At 64.6% G+C, this 22031-nt stretch carries 18 protein-coding genes; 10 read left to right on the top strand and 8 right to left on the bottom strand.

Features of this window, described 5'->3' with window-relative positions; all coding sequences use genetic code 11:
• Nucleotides 1–3 precede the first annotated feature (3 nt).
• The 3 genes from QSJ34_RS07785 to QSJ34_RS07795 all read right to left on the bottom strand — a co-directional run bounded on the left by QSJ34_RS07785 (nucleotide 4) and on the right by QSJ34_RS07795 (nucleotide 1572).
• Nucleotides 4–336 carry a hypothetical protein gene (locus QSJ34_RS07785; protein ID WP_285573505.1) on the bottom strand — a complete coding sequence of 111 codons (333 nt, stop codon included), beginning with the start codon at nucleotides 334–336 and terminating at the stop codon, nucleotides 4–6.
• Between the two features lie 90 nt (nucleotides 337–426).
• The gene (locus tag QSJ34_RS07790) at nucleotides 427–969 is read right to left on the bottom strand and encodes a hypothetical protein (RefSeq protein ID WP_285573509.1); all 543 of its coding nucleotides are present in this window, start codon (nucleotides 967–969) and stop codon (nucleotides 427–429) included.
• 93 nt (nucleotides 970–1062) lie between these two features.
• Complete coding sequence (locus QSJ34_RS07795) at nucleotides 1063–1572, bottom strand: hypothetical protein (RefSeq protein WP_285573512.1); 510 nt, start codon at nucleotides 1570–1572, stop codon at nucleotides 1063–1065.
• Between the two features lie 185 nt (nucleotides 1573–1757).
• Between QSJ34_RS07795 and QSJ34_RS07800 the strand changes: the two genes are divergently transcribed.
• From QSJ34_RS07800 to QSJ34_RS07820, 5 genes are all read left to right on the top strand, one after another.
• On the top strand, nucleotides 1758–5159 hold the full coding sequence (locus QSJ34_RS07800; protein WP_285573515.1) for an ATP-binding protein: 3402 nt from the start codon (nucleotides 1758–1760) through the stop codon (nucleotides 5157–5159).
• Nucleotides 5160–5220: 61 nt separating this feature from the next.
• Nucleotides 5221–6084, top strand: a complete 864-nt coding sequence (gene panB / locus QSJ34_RS07805; protein ID WP_285573518.1) for a 3-methyl-2-oxobutanoate hydroxymethyltransferase — start codon at nucleotides 5221–5223, stop codon at nucleotides 6082–6084.
• A gap of 52 nt (nucleotides 6085–6136) precedes the next feature.
• Nucleotides 6137–7027: a pantoate--beta-alanine ligase gene (gene panC, locus QSJ34_RS07810; protein ID WP_285573520.1), complete on the top strand. Its 891-nt coding sequence runs from the start codon at nucleotides 6137–6139 to the stop codon at nucleotides 7025–7027.
• Nucleotides 7028–7144: 117 nt separating this feature from the next.
• Nucleotides 7145–7543: an aspartate 1-decarboxylase gene (gene panD / locus QSJ34_RS07815; RefSeq protein WP_285573523.1), complete on the top strand. Its 399-nt coding sequence runs from the start codon at nucleotides 7145–7147 to the stop codon at nucleotides 7541–7543.
• Between the two features lie 206 nt (nucleotides 7544–7749).
• Nucleotides 7750–9279: an Rne/Rng family ribonuclease gene (locus QSJ34_RS07820; RefSeq protein WP_285573529.1), complete on the top strand. Its 1530-nt coding sequence runs from the start codon at nucleotides 7750–7752 to the stop codon at nucleotides 9277–9279.
• Nucleotides 9280–9396: 117 nt separating this feature from the next.
• On the opposite strand, the gene QSJ34_RS07825 is transcribed toward QSJ34_RS07820, so the two are convergent.
• From QSJ34_RS07825 to QSJ34_RS07845, 5 genes are all read right to left on the bottom strand, one after another.
• Nucleotides 9397–10077, bottom strand: coding sequence for an HAD family hydrolase (locus tag QSJ34_RS07825; RefSeq protein WP_285573533.1), 681 nt, complete (start codon nucleotides 10075–10077; stop codon nucleotides 9397–9399).
• Nucleotides 10078–10090: 13 nt separating this feature from the next.
• Entirely contained in the window at nucleotides 10091–10591 is a 501-nt protein-coding gene (locus QSJ34_RS07830; protein ID WP_285573536.1) for a hypothetical protein, read from the bottom strand.
• Between the two features lies 1 nt (nucleotide 10592).
• Complete coding sequence (queD, locus tag QSJ34_RS07835; RefSeq protein WP_285573540.1) at nucleotides 10593–10940, bottom strand: 6-carboxytetrahydropterin synthase QueD; 348 nt, start codon at nucleotides 10938–10940, stop codon at nucleotides 10593–10595.
• A gap of 78 nt (nucleotides 10941–11018) precedes the next feature.
• Nucleotides 11019–13583: a polysaccharide biosynthesis/export family protein gene (locus QSJ34_RS07840; protein WP_285573543.1), complete on the bottom strand. Its 2565-nt coding sequence runs from the start codon at nucleotides 13581–13583 to the stop codon at nucleotides 11019–11021.
• A 327-nt stretch (nucleotides 13584–13910) separates the two neighbouring features.
• A complete protein-coding gene (locus QSJ34_RS07845) occupies nucleotides 13911–14960 on the bottom strand; it encodes an MraY family glycosyltransferase (RefSeq protein ID WP_309568725.1) in 1050 nt (349 codons plus the stop codon).
• A gap of 405 nt (nucleotides 14961–15365) precedes the next feature.
• On the opposite strand from QSJ34_RS07845, the gene pnp reads away from it, so the two are divergent.
• The 5 genes from pnp to QSJ34_RS07870 all read left to right on the top strand — a co-directional run bounded on the left by pnp (nucleotide 15366) and on the right by QSJ34_RS07870 (nucleotide 21890).
• Complete coding sequence (pnp, locus tag QSJ34_RS07850) at nucleotides 15366–17540, top strand: polyribonucleotide nucleotidyltransferase (RefSeq protein WP_285573548.1); 2175 nt, start codon at nucleotides 15366–15368, stop codon at nucleotides 17538–17540.
• A 219-nt stretch (nucleotides 17541–17759) separates the two neighbouring features.
• Entirely contained in the window at nucleotides 17760–18791 is a 1032-nt protein-coding gene (locus tag QSJ34_RS07855) for a sugar phosphate nucleotidyltransferase (RefSeq protein WP_285573551.1), read from the top strand.
• Entirely contained in the window at nucleotides 18788–19483 is a 696-nt protein-coding gene (locus tag QSJ34_RS07860) for an acylneuraminate cytidylyltransferase family protein (RefSeq protein WP_285573554.1), read from the top strand. The genes QSJ34_RS07855 and QSJ34_RS07860 overlap by 4 nt, the downstream gene beginning before the upstream one ends.
• 10 nt (nucleotides 19484–19493) lie before the next feature.
• On the top strand, nucleotides 19494–20753 hold the full coding sequence (locus tag QSJ34_RS07865; RefSeq protein ID WP_285573557.1) for a polysaccharide biosynthesis protein: 1260 nt from the start codon (nucleotides 19494–19496) through the stop codon (nucleotides 20751–20753).
• 3 nt (nucleotides 20754–20756) lie between these two features.
• Nucleotides 20757–21890, top strand: a complete 1134-nt coding sequence (locus tag QSJ34_RS07870; protein WP_285573560.1) for an aminotransferase class I/II-fold pyridoxal phosphate-dependent enzyme — start codon at nucleotides 20757–20759, stop codon at nucleotides 21888–21890.
• Nucleotides 21891–22031: the final 141 nt, after the last annotated feature.

Below are 22031 nucleotides of genomic sequence, written 5' to 3' on the forward strand. Positions count from 1 at the left end.
CCCTCAGGCCTTCAGATCCACCAGGGCCCCTGGACCAGAGGCCGTGCCCAGACCGGCCGGGTTGCTGGATCGTGGCGCCGTCGCCGGGGCGGTTGCATCCGGCAGGAAGGCGCGGGGTTCCAGGGCGGGGTTCTGATTCCTGTCCTGCAGATCCTGGAGGCGCGAGGCCGCCGGACGGGCAGGCGCTGGCTGGCTGGGCTGAGCCTCCGCGGCCGTGAATTCCACCATGGGCTTCCCGAACAGCTGGGCGTTGTTCACGCCGAACCGCTGCAGACGGGCATCCGGGATCGGCTGAACCCGGTAGAGCGGAATGAGGGGGGTGGCGCCAATGGCCATAAAACAGTCCTAGACCTGTCCCAAAGTCGGTTCATGCCGGGGTTTCGTCAATGATCACCGGCCTGTTCGAGCGAGCCTCCACCAAAGACCCTAGCCCAACAAGTCCAGCATGCTTTGAAGCATCGCAGACTGGCCCGACTGGATGGCCGTCTGAGGCGAACCCCCGGCCGAGGCCGCCGCAGCCGCGGCGGCGGTGCCATTCGGAATTCCCTGTTGCCGATCGGCGTAGGAAGCCAAGGCCAAAGCAGTGTTCATGCCCAGGGCGGCGGCAGACCACCCATGTTTCGCGTTGGAGGAATCACCTGAGAACAGGATGGAAGCGGCCGTGGTGTCCCATCCGCCCATGGTGGCCACGGAAGCCTGGAGGTCTGCCAAGGTGGAAGGGTTGCTCCCATTGGCTTTGGCGATCGAGTACATGCCTCCGATCAGGTCCGGCAGGGCGCCACTGCCCGCCAGCGCAGAAAGCCCATCGGCCTGCATGAGGCCCGTGGTCCGGTTCGTCAGGCCGGCGTAGGTCGAGGCAAAGGCCTGGAGAATGGCAGACCCCGAAGTGTTGCCCGGGGTCTGCGCGTAGGGTTGCCACATCGTCCACGTGTTGGGAACGCCCAGAGCACCAGCAGCTCCAACGGTCATGGAAGCCACCTCTGCTTCAAGTATCGGCCGGATCTGCTCCGTTTAAAGGGCCCTGCCGCAGACCGGGCGGACCCGATGCCGCTGGCTTGGCGATCAGCCGAGAAGCGATACGGCGCTGCCATCGGACCCGCTGCCTGAATCCCCCAGCAGCGAGAACAGGGAATCCTGGGTCGTGTTCCCGTTGAGCAGGGCCAGAAGCGAGGCCGGATTCGAGTTGTTGCTCTGGTGGTTCATCAGGCTGGTCAGCAGGGCCGCGGTGGAGGTCTGCCCGCCCGGGGCGCCGTAGGTCGCGTTCGCCTGCAGACTGCCAAGCACGCTGGCCAGGCTCTGGGGATGTTTCTGGAAGAAGGCCTTCAATTGGCTGAGGTCACCAGACACGTCTTTTTGCCCAGACAGAAGATCCGACAGGGCCTGGGTGACGGCGCTTGGAGCCTGCGTGAGCTGTTGGGCCGTGGGCGAAAGCGTCAGCAGATCCCCGAGGGCGCCCGTGAGTCCACTGGTGTCCTGGCCCTGGGTGGTGCCCGACGAGGCGGCGTTCAGCTGCTGGAGGAGCAGGCTGCCGAGGCTTTGAGAACTGTCGGAACTCACGGGTGAAAGGCTCATTCGAACTCCTAGGCAGCCCCTGCAGGCATGAATCCCGGAGAGCAAAAGGCTCGCCAAAATGCCGAAACATGGCCGGAGAGCGGCCCGGGTTCCGGCTGCCCCCTTGGTCCGAGCCAGGGCTGGGTTACACTTTCGGCCATGCCCACCCAGTCCAACCTTGAAGCCGCGAAAGCCCATCTGTGGACGTGACGCGCTTTCTCGGCACCCACCGGTACACCTGGCTCATGGACCTGGGCCGGGAAGAAGGCTGCAGCTGGCACCTCATGCGGCGGGAACTGGACGGCACCCGCTTCCTCGCCCAGATCTGGTCGCCCCTGCCCACGGATCGCGACCTCGACCTCATCCGCGACACCTTCCTGGCGCGCTTCCTCGACGCCACCTCCCTGGATCCCGTCACCTGCCACGTGGGGTTCGACGGGGACCAGGCCTGGTACATCCAGGCGCTCCAGGGCACGCCGCTTTCCCGCCTCTGGGCCGGCTGGGGAGAACCCCAGCGCGCGGCCCTGATGGAGCACCTCGCGGCCTGTCTTGGGCAGGATCCGCATCCACGTTTCCTGCATCCCGAGGTCATCACCCTCCGGCCGGGCCTCTCCCAGATTCCCCGGGTCATCGGGGATTCCCCCTGGGGACTGGAAGCCATTCCCGGATTCCTGCCCCAGACGGCGCCCGTGCCGGCCCTGTCCGAGGACCTGCCCTGGCATCAGACCCGGGACCTGTCCGAACCCCTCTCGCACCCTTTGCGCGGCCGCGGCCAGGAACTGCCCTACCTCAAGTCCCTCATGCTGGGCTTCAGCGCCCCCATCCCCATGGAGCGGATCGTCCTCCTGCAGGGCGAGGAAGGCGTGGGCAAGGAGCAACTGGCTACCTGGGCCTGCGCCGTGGCGGAGGGCGAGGGCATCTGGGTCCACCACCTGGCGGCCTCCGCCGATGAATCGCCGGGCCGCTTCCTGGGCCGCCTGCTCGAAGCCCTCCTCATGGGCAGCGAGGTGGATTTCTACGCCGAGCGCCCCCAGGCCGCCAAGGTGCTGTCCCTCCGTGTGCAGGCTTTCGCCTTCCTCACGGGGGGCCGCCACGTGAACGGGCAGGAGGCCCTGCCGGAACCCGAGGAAGTGCGGGCGGCGATGGAGGCTCTGGATTTCGCGGGCCTCCTGCACCACCGCCTCATCCATCTGTCCGGCCTGGACCGCGCCACACCCGGCGTCCTCGCGCTGATCCGGGAGCTGGTCCACGCCTCGTCCATCCCCTGGTTGCTATCTCTCACCACCGGCGCCCAGGGGGCCGGCCTGAAGCCCTTCATCGCCCAGTTGCGCGGCGAGGCCTCCGCCGCCGTCGTGGGCGTGAACCGCCTGGCGGACGAGGACCTTCGCATGGTCCTCAACGATCTGCTCGACCGCCACGATCTGCCTGAATCCTTCCAATCCGATCTGATCGCCCAAAGCCTGGGCAACCCGGGCCTGCTGCGGAATTTCCTGGAGCTGGCCCATCAATCCGGAACCCTGGCCTGGGATCGGGACCGCTGGATCCTCGCCCCGGGCCAGCCCGTGGCCCTGAAGGCCGAAGATGACCTCATGCGCCAGATCTTCCTGGGGCGGCTGCAGCGGCTGACTCCCGCTTCCGCGACCCTCGTGCGCCTGGTGGCGCTGGCGGAGCAGCCCCTGCCGACCTCCACGCTGGGACGCCTGCTCGGACTGGAAGGCGATGCGCTGGAGGATGCCCTCCATGTCGCTGCCGGGTCCCAGCTGGCGCAGCTGCATCGGGGCCAGGTCCAGATCCCCGATCCCCGCTGGCGCGAGCTGGTGCTTTCGCACACGCCCCAGCCCGAGCTCAAGCGCCTCGCACGGGCGCTGTCGGCGGTCTTCCAGGAGCAGGGCTGGAGCTGTTCCGTCCCCCTCCAATCGCTCGCTTCGGACGAGGCCACCGCCCTTGCCGCCGTGCTGGAATCGCTGGAGCACGCCCATCCCGGCCACCCGGCGGAAACGCGCCGCATCGTGGGCCAGGCGCTTCAATTGAAACCGTCGCCCAAGGACGAGGCGCGGCTGCACGAGCACCTGGCGGACGCCTGGACCTTCGGAGTCCCCGCCCCCGGCGAAACGGCCGGGCACAGTTCCTCTGAAGAGGCCCTCCTGTCGCTGGGGCGCGCCCTCGAGGCCCTGTCCCGCGCCCCCCATGACGAGGGGATCCGCCTCAAGGAGGCCCGCCTCTACCGCAAGCGAGCCATGCTGCATCTTCATCTGCGCCACCCCGCCGAGGCCCAGGAAGCCCTTCATGCCGTGGCCGAACGCCTGGTGGGCCACCCGCATCACGCCGAACAGCCCCGCCTGCGCCTGGCCCTCGGCCGGCTGCACCTGCTCCAGGGGCACCTCGCCAAGGGGATCGCCGCACTGGAAGAGGGGCTCCACCCCGCCCAGGGCGGATTCAAGCCGCTGCCCGAGGACCAGGCCGACCTCATGCTGGCGCTGGGCCAGGCGCTGGGCGGGCAGTCTCGGTTCCTGCGCGCGGCCTCCATGCTCGAATCCGCCCAGCGGATGCTGGAGCACCGGCAGGGATTCCGGAGCCTGGTCCCCGTGCAGATCGCCCTGGCCAACGTGCGCCTGGCCCAGGGCCAATCGGAATCCAGCGTCCTCCTGCTGCGCGAGGCCCTGCAGACCGCCCGCATGCAGGGCGACACCGCCCTCCAGGCCCAGGGCCACCTCGCGCTCGGCCGCCTGCGCAGCCTGCAGCAGTTCCTCGGCCCCGCGCTCTCCCACCTCGATCGCGCCCTCAGCCGCGCCCAGCAACTGGGCGATACGGCCCAGGTGGCCCTCATCCAGATCTGGCGGGCCCGCAGCTACGCCGCCCTGGGCGATACCGTGGCCGCCGACCACGCCCAGTTCCAGGCCCTGGCCGCCAAACCCGCCCTGATGTCGCCCGAGGAACAGGGGGATCACCTCTTCCTGCAGGGTGAAGTCGCGCGCTTCCGGAGCGCCTGGCGGGATGCGGGGCGGCTCTTCAAGGCCGCCGCCGACCACTACGAATCCACGGGCCTGGTCTGGCGCCAGAGGCTGGCCCTGCTCCGCTTCAGCCAGGCCCTGGCCCGCGAGGCCCGCCAGGCGCATCAGGCGGCCCCCGAACAGGGCTGGGCGATCCTGGAAAACCTGAAGGGGCTGGTCGAAGGTTCGGGATCGCGCTGGCTCGATCTGGAATGGCACCGCGCCCACGCCCTGCTGCTTTCCATCGTGCCCGCCACCGAGGCGGTGGTTCAGGAGGCCCTGGAAGCCTGGAGCGAGGTCCAGGCCGCGGCCCGGGACATGCAATTCCCCGCCCAGATCCTGGAGGCCAGCGCCGAGGGGGCCCAGCTGCTGCTGCAGCGGGGCGAGAAGCTGGGCGCCCGTGCCCGCATGCAGGACGCCTTCCCCAGCTTCCAGCAGCTCTGGACGCGGCTGCCCGCGGAACAGGAAACGACCTTCCTCGGCCGGGAGGACATGCACCGCTTCCGGCAGACCGTGGAGGCCGTCGGCCTCAAGTTCATCCAGCCCGAACGCGCCGATCCCCTCGTGGACTGGACCCCCACCCAGATGAACCTGCCGGCCTTCCCCGATCCCGAATGACGGGCTGAGCAATCGGTGGTCTCATGGAAACCCACGGCTTCGACCTTCCAGCGGAGACCCCATGAGCCACCTGCCCGCCGAATCCCGCACCCACGTCACCCTGCCCCAGCTGAACGCCTGGTACCACGCGGGACGCAAACTGGTGATGACCACCGCCTACGATGCCGTGACGGCACGCATCGCGGACGCCGCGGGGGTGGACCTCATCCTCGTGGGCGACAGCGTGGGGAACGTGTGCCTGGGCTTCGAGAACACCCTGCCCGTCAGCATGGCCATGATGAACCACCATCTGGAGGCCGTGGCCCGCACCCATCCCACGGCCATGCTGCTGGCCGACATGCCCTACCTGAGCTTCCACCTCAGCGTGGAGGACACCCTGCGCAACGCTGGGGGATTCCTCCAGCGCGGGGCCCAGGGGGTCAAGCTCGAGGGGGGCGCCAAGCGCCTGCCCATGATCCACGCCCTCATCGATGCCGAAATCCCCGTCATGGGCCACCTGGGGCTCACACCCCAGAGCGTGAACCCCATGGGCGGCTTCAAGGTGCAGGGCAAGCACAAGGGCGACGCCCTCCGCCTGCTGGAGGACGCCCAGAAGCTGCAGGACGCGGGCTGCTTCGGCCTGGTGCTCGAAGGCATTCCCGCGGACCTGGCGGCCAAGGTCACCGAAACCGTCGAGATCCCCACGATCGGAATCGGAGCCGGCCCCCAGTGTTCGGGACAGGTGCTCGTCTTCCACGACATCCTGGGCCTGCTGCCCGGCAGCTCCCCCAAATTCGTCCGGCGATATGCCGAGGGATTCGAAGACCTACGCACGGCGCTCGCCGCCTGGGCCGAGGATGTCCGGGGGGGAGGGTTCCCGGATGGCCGCGAATCCTATACCCTTCCAGAAGCCGTTCGTCCGGCTTTGACCCAGTGGCGCCCCTGAAGCAGCCCTTGGTAAGCTGGCAGGCACCTTCGGAAGGATCCCGCTTTTGTCCATGCGAGTTGTACGTACCATCGCTGATCTTCGCGCCCTCCTCCGTCCCTTGAGGGAGGAGGGCAAGCGCATCGGCTTCGTCCCCACCATGGGATTCCTGCACGAGGGCCACGGGGCCCTGATCCGCCAGAGCGCCGCCCGCTGCGATGCGACGGTGGTTTCAATCTTCGTGAACCCCACCCAATTCGGCCCCAACGAAGACCTGGCCAGCTACCCCCGCGACCTGGAACGAGACCAGAACCTCTGCCTGGAGGCCGAGGCCACGGTGCTCTTCCTGCCCGAAGTCGCCGAAATCTACCCCACGGGCTTCCAGACCCACATCGAGCCCGGCCGCCTTGCCGAGCCCCTCTGCGGCCGCTTCCGCCCGGGCCATTTCCGGGGCGTGGCCACCGTGGTCGCCAAGCTCTTCAACATGGTGCAGCCAGACCTGGCCTTCTTCGGCCAGAAGGATTTCCAGCAGACCGTCGTCATCCGGCGCATGGCCCGGGATCTGAACCTGCCCGTGGACGTGGTGGTGGTGCCCACCATCCGCGAGGCCGACGGCCTCGCCCTCAGCAGCCGCAACACCTACCTGGACGAGGAGGCCCGCCGCCGGGCCCTTTCCCTGAGCGAGGGTCTGATGGCCGCCAAGGCTGCCTTCGAGGCCGGGGAGCGCGATGCCCAGGCCCTCCTGGACAAGGCCCGCGGCCCCCTCAGCGCCGTGGATTCCGTGCAGTACCTGGAGCTGGTGGACACCCAGAACCTGGAGCCCATCCAGGGCCAGGTGGATCGCACGGCCGCCCTCTGTGTTGCGGCCTATGTCGGCACCACCCGACTCATCGATAACGTCATCCTGGCCCTCACCCCCGCCGACGCCGGCCTTAGCGTAACCAGAAGCACCCAAAGCCTTTAATCATTCAACCAGAAGATCCGTTCCCTGAGAAAAAAACGAGGCTGGACCCAAGGTAATCCTGAGTCCATGCTTATGCGTTGGCCGGGACTCCCGTACGGAGCCTGGACCGGAGGATGCATGCTACGTCACTTCCTGCTCGGAAAGATCCATCGCGCCACCGTGACGAGGGCCGACCTGGACTACGTGGGATCGATCACCCTGGATCCGCTGCTCATCGAAGCCGCCGGGTTCATGGAGAACGAGAAAATCGATATCTACGACGTCACCAACGGCTCCCGCCTATCCACCTACGTGATCCCCGGCGTGCCCGGTTCCGGTGAAGTCGGCATCAACGGCGCCGCCGCCCACCTGGTGAACGCGGGTGATCTGGTGATCATCGCCGCCTACGGCTGGATGACCGCCGAAGAGGCCGAGACCGTGGCCCCCAAGGTGGTCTTCGTGGACGAGCGCAACCGCATCACCGAGCGCCGCACCCAGGAGCGCACGCCCCTCTGCGTCGCCGCCTTCACCGACTGAGGGCGAAGGACTGCGGGCTTCAGCATGGCCTCCGGGGCCTTGGACTCGCCCCATCTGAAATTATAAAAACCGATTTCGGAACCTTTGACCGTTGGCGCGGCATCCAACGGTCATGGTAGAAATGAATCACCCCACGGTCTGGTACGACCCCGGGGCCCGCAGTGGGGGCAAGGCGCCTTCCTGCAAAGTTCTGAAAGGTTGGTTCCATGGAAGTCCGCAAGTCCCTGGTGGTCAATTCGACCCCCCTGGAGACGCGCATCGCCCTGCTTGAGAACGGCCAGCTCTGCGAGCTGTTCCTCGAGCGGACGATGAACAAGAGCCAGGTGGGGGATGTCTACAAAGGCCGGGTGGCCAAGCTGCTCCCCGGCATGCAAAGCGCCTTCGTCAACATCGGCGGCGTGAAGGATGGGTTCCTCTACCTGGACGATCCCGTCGTCCAGCGCCTGGGATCCGACCTGTCTGCCGAAGAGGAGGGTGAAGAAGCCTCCACCGAGGAGCTGCCGCCGCCACCCCCGCCCCTGCCGCCCTTGAAAGAAGGTGAGGAAACCCTCGTCCAGGTCGTGAAGGATCCCATCGGCTCCAAGGGACCCCGGCTCTCGCGGCACCTCAGCTTCCCGGGCCGTTTCCTCGTCTTCATGCCGGGCATCGAGCACATCGGCATCTCCCGCAAGATCACCGATCCCGCCGAACGGGAGCGCCTGCGCGAACTGATCCGCAGCCATGTCCAGCCAGGCGAGGGATTCATCGTCCGCACGGCCGCCATCGGCGAGAAGGACGAGGATCTGGTGGGCGACGTGATCTTCCTGCGCCAGCTCTGGCAGGGCATCCAGGCCAAGGCCGACACCGTGCCCGCCCCCGGGCTGGTCTGGCAGGACCTCCGCCTGCTTCAGAAGGTCATGCGCGACATCTTCCGCGAGGAGGTATCCACCTTCTGGGTGGACGACGACGCCGCCCACCGGGAAGTGGTCTCCTTCGTGGAAAACCTCCACCCCGAATGGTCCAACCGCGTGAAGCGCTTCACGTCGGACCTGCCCATCTTCGAGGCCTTCGGCATCGAATCCGAGATCGATTCCGCCCGGCAGCCGAAGGTCTTCCTCAAGCACGGTGGCTCCATCGTGCTGAACCAGACCGAGGCCCTCGTCAGTGTCGACGTGAACACGGGCAAATTCGTCGGAAAGAAGGATCTGGAAGAGACCGTCTTCCTCACCAACCTCGAGGCCATTCCCGAGATCGTGCGGCAGCTTCGGCTGCGCAACCTGGGCGGCATCGTCGTCATCGATTTCATCGACATGGTGGACCCCCTTCACCGCGAGGAGGTGCTGGCCCGCTTCCACGAAGAGCTCAAGCGCGACCGCAACCACGCCCGGGCCGGGGGCATCTCCGAGTTCGGCCTGGTGGAGCTCACCCGCAAGCGCACGGGCCCCTCACTGGAGCGGCAGCTCACCCAGCCCTGCCCCATCTGCAGCGGCGCCGGCCGCACCCAGAGCCCCGAAACCTCGCTGCTGAAGGCCTACCGCGAGCTGGTGCGCCTGGGCGAACGCCTGCGCGGCGCCGATGTGCGCCTCACCCTGCACCCCGAACTGTCAGCCGCCATCCATCACGAGGCCCGCGAAGGTCTCATGCAGCTGGCCCGCCTGATGGGCGCCCGCGTCTCTTGGATCGAGCGCGCCGACACCCCGCGACACGCGGTGGTCATGGACCTTCAGATTCCCGGCCAGGGCAGCGCGACCGCCTGATCGGCTACCGAATTCCATTCAGACGTGGTGGCCGGGCTTGGCCCGGACACCACGTGGGGGTGCACGAGGGGGGACGCAGAGGACGCAAAGCGTCCGGGCGGTCCCCCTTCGTTCATGTCAGCCGAGGCAGGTCGGGCAGCGCATGCCTTCCTGCAGACTTTGGATGAGCTCGGGCACCCGGTCGAGGCTTCGCACCTCGTAGACGGGGGCCTCGGGATCGTGATCGGGACGGGGCCTCGCTTCGCGGTTCACCCAGATGGCCGTCCAGCCCGCCGCCAGGGCGCCCTCCACGTCATCGTTCCAGTTGTCGCCCACCATGGCGAGGTTGCCCGGGAAGAGGCCCAGCTTGCGCTGCACGGCCTCATAGGCATCGGCCTCGGGCTTCAGGGTGCCGATCTCCGCGCTAAGAATCCGGGTGCGGATGCGCTCGGAGATGCCAAGACGGTCGAGCATCTCCAATCCAAAGGTCTGGGTGTTGGAAAGCAGGGCCACCCGCGCCAGATCCCGCACCGCGCCCAAGGCCTCGGGCGATTCGCGGAAACACTGGGCCTGCGCGCCAGCCTCCAGGAAGGCTTCCGCCATGGCCTCCATCTGGGCGTCGTCCAGGCTGGCCTGTCCCTGCCAGGCCTCCAGGAAGGCACGCACCGAGGGGTAGGGCCGGACCATTCCATCCCGCATGAGGGCCGGAAACAGGTGCGCCTGTTCGGGACGCAGCAGTTCCCGCATCCGCTGGAAGGGACTGCCCGCCGGACTGAAGACGAGCGTGTTCCATAGATCGAAGACGACCGCTCGAATCATGCGAACTCGCCCCTCATCGACCGCTCTCCTTGCGCGTGCTGAAGGGCACCCCGAACTCGATGCCCAGCACCTCGAAGCGGGCCACGCCGGACAGGCCCCAGGTGGCGGGGGCGTGGCGCAGCACCGCGCCGGACAAAGGGCCCCAGGCATTCTTCAAATCGCCGTAGCCGAATCCGACATCGACGAGAAGGGTGCTTCGACCCCGGGGCGCGATGTCGGCCCCTTCAGGAAAGCTGACCGAGCCCAGGGCATGGTCCACGCCCTGCGCGTTCAGGCGCAGATCCCCGGTCACGCGCCGCGTGCGCAGGCGCTGGTCCGAGGGGTTCTCCACACCCACTTCGAGGCGCAACCGCAACCGCGACTGCTCAAGGGGGAAGGCCAGGTCGATCTGGGGCTCCACCCGATCCAGTGAGAAGCGCAGCTGCCGCGCGGCTTCCTCGTAGCGCAGGGCCGGGTTGACGGCTTCGCAGCCGATCAGCAGGACCAGCGCTGTCATTGCCCAGGGGCGCCGCATCTCAGGCTCCGCGGTAGATCACGCAGTTGTCCGTCGTTTCGTAGACCTCGATCTGACACAGCTGGGGCAGCGAGGGCTTGAGCTGCTCCCAGATCCAGACCGAGATGTTTTCCGCCGTGGACAGGGGGATCAGGTCATTGAGGAAGCGGTGGTCAAGCTTGGAAATCACCTGCTCCACCACCACCTTGGAGAGATCATCAAAGTCGATGATCATGCCGGTTTCGGGATTCACCTGCCCTTCCAGCAGCACGAAGAGCTTGTAGCTGTGGCCATGCAGATTGCGGCACTTGCCCGGGTGGTTGTAGATGAAGTGGGCGGCTTCGAACCAGTACTCTTTGCGCAGGATCATGGCACTCACGATGAAAAGGCCCCGCAGAGGCGGGGCCCTTCAGTTTAACGCAGACGGCCAAGATTCGAGTTTCGGCGCTTAGAGCTTGAGCGTGTTCAGCAGAATCGCGATGGGCGTCAGGGCCTGCAGGTTCTCCTGCCAGTTGGTGTCGCGGCGGAAGCGCTGGGGCACCAGCACCGTGTCGCCGGGTTCCACGATCTTGCCTTCCACCCAGCTGTCCACGATGCTTCCATTCGCCTTGAGCAGGCGGATGTTGGACGTATCCGCATTCCGGGTGGTGCCACCCGCCAGCTTGAGCAGATCGGACACCTTCATGCCCTGCCGCACCTTGTAGGTCGCAAAGGGACTCGCGGTCTCACCCACCACGTAGGCCACGGCCGAGGCACGCGGGATGATGATTTCATCCCCGTCCTGAAGGTCCACATCCGCCATGGCATCGCCCTTCAGCGCCCCCTGGAAGTCCACCACCATGCGATTCAGGCTGCCCACCAGAAGGCCGTGGAGCACCGGGTTCTTGAGCAACTGACCCGTCGTGGTTTGCCGCTTCGTTTCGTTCAACCGCTCCAGAATCTCGTTGATGCCCTTGGCCGTGGGATCTTTGCCGGCCAGTCCGGATTCCTCCGCGGCACGCTGAAGCGAGGCGTCCTGGGTGCTCATCCGGCGGAGAAAAACGCCCGACTGGGGCATGGCTTCGGGCGTCAGCCCGCCTGCCCGCTTCACGAGCTCACTCAGGCGGGCATGGTCCGAATCCAGGGTGTACGAACCCGGACGAGCGACCTGGCCTCCGATTCGAACCGTGCGGTGGACCTTGAAATCGGGCTTTTCGAAGAGACTCAGCTGATCGTCCGCCTGGAGGCGGGGATTCTGAGCGTCATCGAGCAGGGCGATGGGGCTTCCCTCCTGGGTGGACATCAGTTTCGTCAGATCGAGGCGGAAAATTTCACTGGGCTTCCCCTGACCGCTCCGCGCCAGCTCGGCAACCATCCGGTCCGCAGACTGGGTGGGGATGCCGGCGCGGAAGAGCAGGTCGGAAGCCCGCATGCCGTCGTGGAATTCGAAGGTTCCCGGGCGCGCCACCGGCCCCAACACGGTCACGAATTTCGGCATGCGCAGGGCCTCCATCCGAAACAGCTCGATGCGATCCCGATCTTCAAGAAGCAGGTTCTGGCTGGCGTCCCCGGCGAGGGCACGGTCCAGATCGAAGGCCACGAAGCGAGTCGTGCCGTCCACCGCCGTGCGCACCACCTCACCCCTGGCGCGGTAGGTATCCGGAAGGATCTGGCCATCCCGCTTCAAAAGGTCTCCGACCCGCAGCCCCTCCGTCCGCGCGAACACACCGGGCGTCCGCGCCCAGCCCGCGACTTCGACAACGGGTCCCGTCCATTCCCGACGAGGAAGCGCCGACAGGATGTCCCCACGTTGGAGGGGCATGCGTTCCGCCGTCGCAACGGATACGTCCTGTCCCACCAGGGAGCCGGTGGCTTCGCGGCGGCGCAGCGACAGGGCACCGGGGCCCGCCTCCGGTGCGAAACCTCCCGCGAACTTGAGGGCATCCGCCACGGTTTCCCCAGCGCGCATTTCGAATTGCAGGGTCGGGGCCAAACCCGTCCGCTCCCAAGTGCGTACCCATTCAGGCTTCAGGGAATCGGTTTCCGAAGGCACCACCGGAAGCTTCGTTTCAGGGTCGATTAGTACTCGGTGATCCCCCAACGGCGCTGCCTTGAGGGCCACCATCTGGTGCTTGAGGAAAGCGAGGCGATCTTCCAGAGCGGCCCGTTCGGAAAGGGTCAGAGGCGCGGGTGGCTGAGTGGCAACCGCCTGCGGCCCGTCCTTTCCGGCCAAAGCCGTTGCAGGCTCAACCACTTTCGCGGGCGGCGCCAATTGCGCCTCAATGGCGGTAATCTCACGCTGCACCCGCGCCCGTTGCTCTTTCAAGGGATCTGTTTTCAAGTCCCCCATTTCAATATCCTCGAGCTTTTCCCCGCCTTTCACAGGCTGGGGCAGCTGGTTCGCCACCCGCTGGAAGGCCCCTTCCAGGACCACCTGGTTCTGCGCCAGGGGCACGAACAAGGTGTCGCCCTGCTGGAGGGCCACGTTCGGATTGCCCAGCCCTTCGGCGCGGAGGGGATACAGGTCTAGGTCATAAACCTTGCGACCGCCTCGCATGACACGGATATCGCGGTAGCTGCCCACGGCCGTGGGGCCCCCTGCCAGGCTCAGCACGTTCACCAGGGAACTGAGGCTCGACACCAGGTAGCTGCCCGGCTTATAGACTTCGCCCATAACGAAGACCCGTACCTCCCGCAGCTTGATCACCTGGAGATCCACCGTGGACCGCGAGAAATTGCGGCCCACCAGCCCTTGCACGGCCGCCTTCGCCTTGCCCAGCGTCAGCCCGCCCACCTTGGCCGTGCCCACCTTGGGGATCACGATCTCACCACGGCCATCCACCTGCACGGGCAGATCGAAGGTGGCGCTTCCGAACACGTTCAGGTTCAGCCGGTCGCCGGTCCCCAGCACGTAATCCTCGGAAATGCCGCCTTCCGTGGCCCCCGTGCCCCGCTGCCGCACCTCGAAAAGATCTGCGGCAAAGCGGCGAGGCCCTTTTTCACGCCGCTTGAGCAGCCGGATTTCCTGATCCAACCGATCTTCTTCGGCTCTGGATCGTTGGGTGTCCTCCGTCAGCATGCCCTGCGGCGTTCCAGCGGTTCGGGCTGGCACTGGGTCCGCCCCACCCGTCATGCCCTGAGCTCCTGCCGCCTGCTTCAGCGCCTGGAGGTCAAGCCCCTGGGGCATTTGAGCCAAGAGGGCCGCCGAGGCCATCAGTGGGGCGAACCAAGGTACAAGGCGCATCAGGACGGTCCTATCGAAAAGGTCCTCGGGACATGAATAGCTCCCATCCCGAAGACAAAGCAGACTTCCACCGAGTATGCCTGAGCGGCAGCGGCCGAGGCATAGAGAACCCGCTGCTCAGATCTTGGGGTGGGATCCGGAGGTTTCACTCAGCGTGGTGGGCAGCATGAAGGGGATCTCCCTGCGGACCTGGGCGCTCGGCTGATGCTCCCGCGACTGGGAAACCCGATCCTTGAAGGCCTTGAAAGCCAGGAACACGAGGCTCACCAACCCAAGGCTGGACAGGACCATGTTCCCGGGCACGGATGTGGCGCGAAGCATCGGCAGGCCGCCCAGGCACAGGAGAAGCGGCGTGGCGCGCCAAGCCTTCCCTCCCACGTGATCCATCATCCAATGGTGCAGGTGGCTGCGGTCCGCGCCGCTAAGTGGGGTGCCCTTCCAGCGGCGAATGCTCACCACCAGGCAGACATCCACGATGGGGTAGGCGAAGACCCAGAAAAGCAGGTTCGGATCCCGAAGGGCAAAGGCTTCCATGCCCAACACCGCAAAGAGGGTGCCCAGCATCAGCGCCCCGCAATCCCCAAGGAAGTGGCGGGGCTTCGGGAAATTGAGCGCCAGCACGCCAAACAGTCCACCCCAAAACAGAGCGGGCTGGTGACCCAGGTTCAACCCCAGGATGCCCAGTAGCAACGCGCCCAACCCCATGGACAGCCCGTTGATGCCATCGATCAGGTTGTAGGCCTGGGGAACCCCCCAGAACCAAGCCATGAGCAGGGGGAAAATGAAGATGGGGTGCGTGGGCAGTTCCACTCCAAGGAAGGGCACCTGGTCCACAGCCTTGAGGGATTGGGACATGTGGAAGGCCAGCAACACAGCAACGCCCAAGCCTGCTACCGCCTTGTAGCGGGCCTTCAGGTTGAAGCGGTCATCCATCAGTCCAGTGAAGGCCATGACATGGATGGCCACCCACTCTGTCCAATCCAGATGAAAGAAGGGCCTCCCGACCACTTGGATCAGGATGAGTCCTGCCCATAGCGCCAAACCACCCGTGCGCGGGGTCGGACGAGCGTGATGCTTCCGGGTCTGGTCCGGGCGATCCATCCAGCCAAGGGGAGCCACCCAGCGGATCATGGCCCAGGAAAGGCCCAATCCAAGAGCCAACCCCATGGTCAACTGACTCCACACCGGTGTCACAAGCGTCCTCAGTAGCGAGTGGTATTGGGAAATAGAGGCACCCTGCTAGGATCAGGTTGAAACTTTCTAGAGTCCCAATCATTGCAGGGCAAGAGGAAAACCAGAAGCAAAAATCACGTGACTTTCGGCATGAACCGTTCCTATCGGCTCGGAATTTTACGGCCATGACTTCTGGCCGATCTTGGCCCCATCTTCACACCTGCTACACTTTCCTGGCCGATCTTCACCACTCCCCTTCGGCGGCGACCTCTGCAGGAAGCCCACCTCCCCCTCCTGATCCAGGATCCGGTGGACGGGTTTCATGGAGCGATCGCGGGAGATCCGGTCAGAAGCCCGGACTCAGGGGAGCCCATTGGGCCCGAGGGCCCAGGAGCTTGCATGAACGCACTTCAATTCAATCCCACCACCGTCTCGGTGGATCTGGGCGGCACACCCATCTTCCTCGAGACCGGCCGCATCGCCAAGCAGGCCCACGGCGCCGTGATCGTTCGCCAGGGCGACACCATGGTCCTCGTGGCCGTGTGCTACGGCACACCCCGAGAAGGCATCGACTTCTTCCCCCTGACCGTCGACTACCGCGAGCCCGTGCTGGCGGCCGGCAAGATCCCCGGCGGCTGGTTCAAGCGCGAGGGACGTCCCACCACCAAGGAAACCCTCACCAGCCGCCTGATCGACCGCCCACTGCGCCCCCTCTTCGAGGAGGGCTATAACGGCGACACCATGATCACGGCCCAGGTGCTCAGCTACGACGGCCAGCACGCCCCCGAGACCCTCGCCATGGTGGGCGCCTCCGCGGCCCTCATCATCAGCGAGATCCCCTTCGTGAACCCCGTGGGCGGCGTCCGCGTGGGCCGCGTCAATGGCCAGCTCATCGTGAATCCCACCGTGGACCAGCGCTCTGAGAGCGACATCGACCTGCTGGTGGCCGGCACCGCCGACGCCCTCGTGATGGTGGAGTGCGGCGCCAAGGAAGTGCTGGAAGCCGACATGGTCAAGGCCCTGGCCTTCGGCCACGACCAGATCAAGACGCTTGTGAAGCTGCAGAAGGACCTTCAGGCCAAGGTGGGCAAGCCCAAGGTCGCCGCCGCCAAGGCCGAGCGCAACGAAGCCCTCTACAAGGAAGTGGCCGCCGCCTTCGCCGAGAAGCTCTTCGCCGCGCTGACCATGAAGGTGAAGATCGAGAGCTACAAGGCCATCGACCTCCTCAAGAAGGAGGCTGTGGCCCAGTTCTGCGCCGAGAAGCCTGAGCTGAAGAAGGACACGGTTGCCTGCTTCGATGAGCTGAAGGAGACCCTCTTCCGCAACGCCATCCTCAAGCAGGGCGTGCGCCTCGATGGTCGTAAGTTCGATCAGATCCGCCCCCTCAACATCGAGGTCGGCGTCCTCCCCTCCGCCCACGGCAGCTGCCTCTTCACCCGCGGCGAAACCCAGGCCCTGGTCACCGCCACCCTCGGCACCATCAACAACATCCAGATCATCGATGGCTTGGAAGAGGAGTACAAGAAGAAGTTCTACCTCCACTACAACTTCCCGGGCTACAGCGTGGGCGAGTGCAAGCCCAACCGCGGGCCTGGCCGCCGCGAGATCGGCCACGGCATGCTGGCTGAGCGCTCCATCTTCGCCGTGCTGCCTCCCGCCGAGGAGAACCCCTACACCGTGCGCGTGGTGTCTGACATCACCGAGAGCAACGGCTCCTCATCCATGGCCACCATCTGCGGTGGCACCCTGGCCCTGATGGATGCAGGCATCAAGCTCAAAGCCCCCGTGGCCGGCGTGGCCATGGGCCTCGTCAGCGACGGTGACAAGTTCGTCGTCCTCTCCGACATCGCCGGACAGGAGGACCACTACGGCGACATGGACTTCAAGGTTGCCGGCACCGACAAGGGCATCACCGCCTTGCAGATGGACATCAAGATCGGCGGCATCACCACGGAGATCCTCACCAAGGCCCTCGATCAGGCCAAGGCCGGCCGCCTGCACCTGCTGGAGCAAATGGGCCAGGTGCTCGCCATGCCCCGCAGCGAGTACGCCAAGAACGCCCCCCAGATGCAGAGCATCCAGCTCCCCAAGGAGAAGATCCGCGACGTCATCGGCAAGGGCGGCGCCACCATCCGCAACATCATCGAGGTGAGCGGCTGCGAGGTGAACATCGACGACGACGGCCTCTGCCAGGTCGCCGGCCCCACCACCGAGAAGCTGAACATCGCCCTCAAGATGATCGGCGACCTCATCCAGACCGCCGAGGTTGGCAAGACCTACCTGGGCAAGGTCGCCAAGGTCGTCGAATTCGGCGCCTTCGTGACCATCCTTCCTGGCCTCGACGGCCTGCTGCACGTCAGCGAACTGGCCCACCACCGCGTCGCAAACCCAGCGGACGAAGTGAGCGAAGGCCAGGAAGTCATGGTCAAGTGCATCGGCATCGACGAGAAGAGCGGCAAGATCAAGCTCAGCCGGAAGGCGCTGATCCCCAAGCCCGAAGGCCTGGAAGAGGAGCCCGCGACCGAGGGCGGCGAAGAGCCTCGTCGCGAGCGGCGGCCCCGACCCCGGCGCTAGTCGGATTTCTCAATTCGCACCGATACGAGGGCCCATTGCGGCCCTCGTATCGTAATTCAACCACCCATTGACCGGAACAAATCTCCTCGGTCACGCATTCGAACGCGCATCTCACATCAGATGAAGGATTGCAGATTTATTCAGCTACACTAATTTAAGTATTGAGAGCCCTGAACCTTTTCCTCAAGCTTATAGCTCAATGCGTTAAGGCCAACAAGTATGCATCTAGCAAGCCTACCCATCATTTGCCCGGACGATTCAATCATGCACGCAATGAAAGTGCTTGATGCGGGGGGGCTTGAAATTGCGCTAGTCTCGCACAATCGCCGTCTGGCCGGAGTATTGACGGATGGTGATTTGCGGCGAGCCCTCATTGATGGGCTCTCTTTCGATAGCCCCGTCGCGAAGGCCATGCAAACCCACTTCACTTGGGTGCCACCAGAGATGGACCGCGCTGTGGTTCTCGACATCATGAAAGCGAGGGGTTTCAAGCAGATCCCGATTGTCGGCTCGGACATGGAGCTCCTCGGGCTACACACCATGGATGACTTGCTGGGCACGAAGCCCCGGGAAAATGCAGCTCTCATCCTCTGTGGCGGCTTTGGCACCAGGCTCCACCCGATCACCGCGACCATACCCAAGCCCATGATCCATGTGGCTGGCCGCCCCATCCTGGAACGCATCGTTCTCCATCTGGTCGGCTCGGGATTTCGGAAAATCTATCTTGCCACCCACTACCTGAGCGAGATGATTGAATCCCATTTCGGTGATGGTGCCAAGTTCGGCTGCAGCATCGAATACCTTAAAGAAGCCACCCCCATGGGCACGGGTGGCTCTCTTGGGCTTCTACCCTCTGGTATCACCGCGCCCCTCCTGGTAATGAACGGCGATCTAGTTACCCACTTCGATGCTGCCCGGATGATCGACCACCACACCGAAGCCGGAAATCTCGTAACGGTGGGTTACTCCACTCATATTCATGAAGTCCCCTTCGGCGTGCTGGACCTCCAGAAAGGTCGTGTCTGCGGCTGGCAGGAGAAGCCAAGGGTGAGCTTCCCTATCAGTGCGGGGATCTATGTCGTCGATCCCTCCATTCCTGCCCGTGTACGAGCTCGTGGTGCCACGCCCATCACCTGGGTGGTGGAGAGTTGCCTATCCGCCGGCGAGCCGGTGGGTGTTTTCCCGGTCGGCGAGGATTGGGTGGATGTTGGCCGCCATGAAGAATTGAAAAAGGCGAGAGGCGTTTCATGAAAACTCTGGCCCTGGTGACAGCCCGGGGCGGATCCAAAGGCTTCCCCGGGAAGAACATTGCCTTGCTTGGCAACCGACCTCTTGTCACTTGGAGCCATCAACTTCTCTCCGTTTTTCGGTCCGCACACAAAGAGACACAGCTGTTTCTGTCCACAGACAGTGCAGACATAGCAGCTGCCTGGCCAACGGAGGACCGTCCGGCGCGCCTCCGCCCCGCCCATCTCGCCACCGATACCGCCTCCAGCATGGATGTGGTGGCCTATGAATTGGCGCAAGCGGAGGCCGAGGGATTCGGTGCCGAGTGCCTTCTGCTAGTCCAGCCAACCTCGCCCCTTCTCGCCCCGGAGGACCTCGAAGCCGCCTGGGCAATGCTGAGCCTGGGGGCACCCTGCGTGGTGGGTGTGGTCCCCATCGACCATCCCATCCACTGGACCTGGAGCCGCAACACCGATGGAACTCTGCAGCCCCTGCTCGCCCCTCAGGACGCAACCCGGCGCCAGGACTTCCCCCAGGGATTCCGGCCTGTCGGGTTCTACCTGGCGAGGCGGGATTTCCTCCAGACGCATCAAAGCTTCATCGTCTCGGGCCTGACTCGTTCCATCGTGGTGCCCCCTGAACGCGGCATTGACATTGACCGGCCATCCGACCTCTGGATGGCTGAGGGACTGCTGGCCCAGGGGGCTCGGCAATGAGAGGACTGCGATGACGGAAACCAGACTGATTGAGCTCGGGAAGCGGGTCACCGGCCGTGAGCGCTCCCTGTTTGAGCGGGACTACCAGCAGGCCGCCGGCCGGTTGCGGGAGGCCTTCTCGGGCAGGCGCATCCTGGTGGTGGGCGCTGCGGGCTCCATCGGCAGTTCGACCCTGCGCTGCATCCTTGATTGGAACCCAGAAGAAATCCTCCTGGTGGACACGGCCGAGAATAATCTGGTCGAGGTCTTGAGGGATCTGCGCTCGGATCCTGCCGTGGCGGAAGCCAACCTCGCCATCCAACCCATCGACTTCGGATCTCCGATGATGGAAAGTATCCTCTCGACTCATCCTGGATTCGACTGGGTATTCAACTTCGCCGCGGTCAAACATGTGCGCAGCGAGCGCGATGTGCCGAGCCTACTCCAGATGGCGGATACTAACCTCCTGAAGGCGGACCGCTTCCTCGGATGGCTTCGCACATATGGCCATGGCGGCGCGGGGGTTTTCTTTGTGAGCTCCGACAAGGCTGCCAATCCGGCCAATCTGATGGGCGCCTCCAAGCGCATGATGGAGCAGTTGCTGTTCTGGCACGGATCCCCTGAGGCCGGGCAGGGGAACCTCCACGGGGAGCCCTGTGGTGATAAGCCTGTACGCTGCACCACTGCGCGGTTCGCCAACGTTGCCTTCTCCGACGGGAGCCTGCTCCTTGGGTTCCTGAACCGCATCGCGAAGCGCCAGCCCCTGGCCGGCCCGAGTGATATTCGCCGATACTTCGTCACCCTCGAAGAGGCCGGGCAGATCTGCTGTCTGGCGGCCGTCCTCCCAGCGCATGGAGAGATTCTGGTCCCTCGGCTTTCCCCCATCGAGGATCAGAAGGATTTCCGGGAAATCGCAGCATTGGTGCTGGATTACCACCGTCTGGAGCCGAACTGGGTCGACTCGGAGATCGCCGCCCGTCAGTTCCTTCCCTCTGGGAAGAGCTGGCCTTGCTACTTTTCGCCAAGCAAGGCAATGGGAGAGAAGGAATACGAGGAATTCGTGGGCGCCGGGGAAGTGCCTGTGGAGATCGGGCTTGAAAAACTCCATGTCGTTACCCCTCCTCCTCTGCCGACCACAGGCCTGCTGAGGAAGGTGTTTGCCGATCTGGCAGGCTGGCGGGAAGCCCCGGCGACATGCAGCGGCAAGGAGCAGATCGTCGATTGCATGAAGCTGGTGGTGGATTCACTTCAGCATGTAACCAAGGATCACTCACTCGATAAAGGAATGTGACGAATGATTAATCTGGCGGAACCGAACCTCTCTGGAAATGAAATGGCGTATCTGCGCCAGTGCGTGGACACGAATTTCGTCTCCTCAGTGGGGCCATTCGTCACCCAGTTTGAGCAAGCCTTCGCCCAATTCGTGGGTTCGCCCCATGCGGTGGCGATCTCCAATGGAACGGCCGCGATCCACATGGCTTTGATTCTCGCCGGAGTGGGGCCAGGGGATGAGGTGATCGTCAGTGACTTCACTTTCGCAGCATCAGGCAACCCCATTTTCTACCAAGGCGCACGTCCCATCCTGGTGGACTCGGAGATGGACACCTGGAACCTCGACCCGGCTCTGGTTGTCGAGGAACTGGATAGGCGAGCCCGCCTGGATAGGCCCATGCCCAAGGTTGTATTGGCCGTTCACATACTCGGCTGCCCGGCAAGGCTCGATGCCATTGCTGAGGCATGCGACCGCTATGGCATCTGGCTGATCGAGGACGCAGCGGAGGCTTTGGGAGCCCGTTATACCGAAGGGGTCTTCGCGGGCAGGCAGGTCGGCACCATTGGACGCATCGGCTGCTTCTCTTTCAATGGCAACAAGATCATGACCACGGGTGGTGGCGGGATGCTGGTAACGGCCGACGCGGTGCTGGCCCAGCAGGCCAAACACCTGACGACACAGGCGAAACTTCCAGGCTATGCCTATTTCCACAATGAGGTCGGCTACAACTACCGACTGACCAATTTAGCCGCGGCCCTTGGTGTGGCCCAACTTGAGCGCCTGGGATCCTTCCTCCAGCGAAAGGCAGAGATCGCCAACCGATATGATGCTGCTTTCCAAGGGCTGGCAGGTGTGGTTTGCCCCCCGCGCCCTGCGGGTCTGACTCCAACATTCTGGCTGTATTCAATACTGTTGCAATGCCGGTGGGAGGCTCCTCTTGAGCAGCTGCTGGAGAAGGGCATCCAGACTCGTCCATTATGGACCGCACTGCACATGATGCCCCCCTACAAAGAGGTGACACTCCTTGGCTCAGGGCGCGTCTCGGAATCACTCTGCGCCCATGGGTTATCACTTCCATGCTCGACAGGCCTTTCCGGAGACGATCAGCAGTCTGTCATTGAGGCCGTTCTTAAACTGCACAGACAATCCTCCTGAGAGAATGGACGGTGATCTTGGATGAATATGGACGGTGATCTTGGATGAATGACGACTTGTTCCGTTACCCACAACGTCGATACTCAGGAGTTCGCACCTCACACGGAGACAAAAGTTCCCAGAATTTCCCGACGGGCATTC

The organism is Geothrix limicola, assembly GCF_030268085.1.
Lineage (GTDB): Bacteria > Acidobacteriota > Holophagae > Holophagales > Holophagaceae > Geothrix > Geothrix limicola.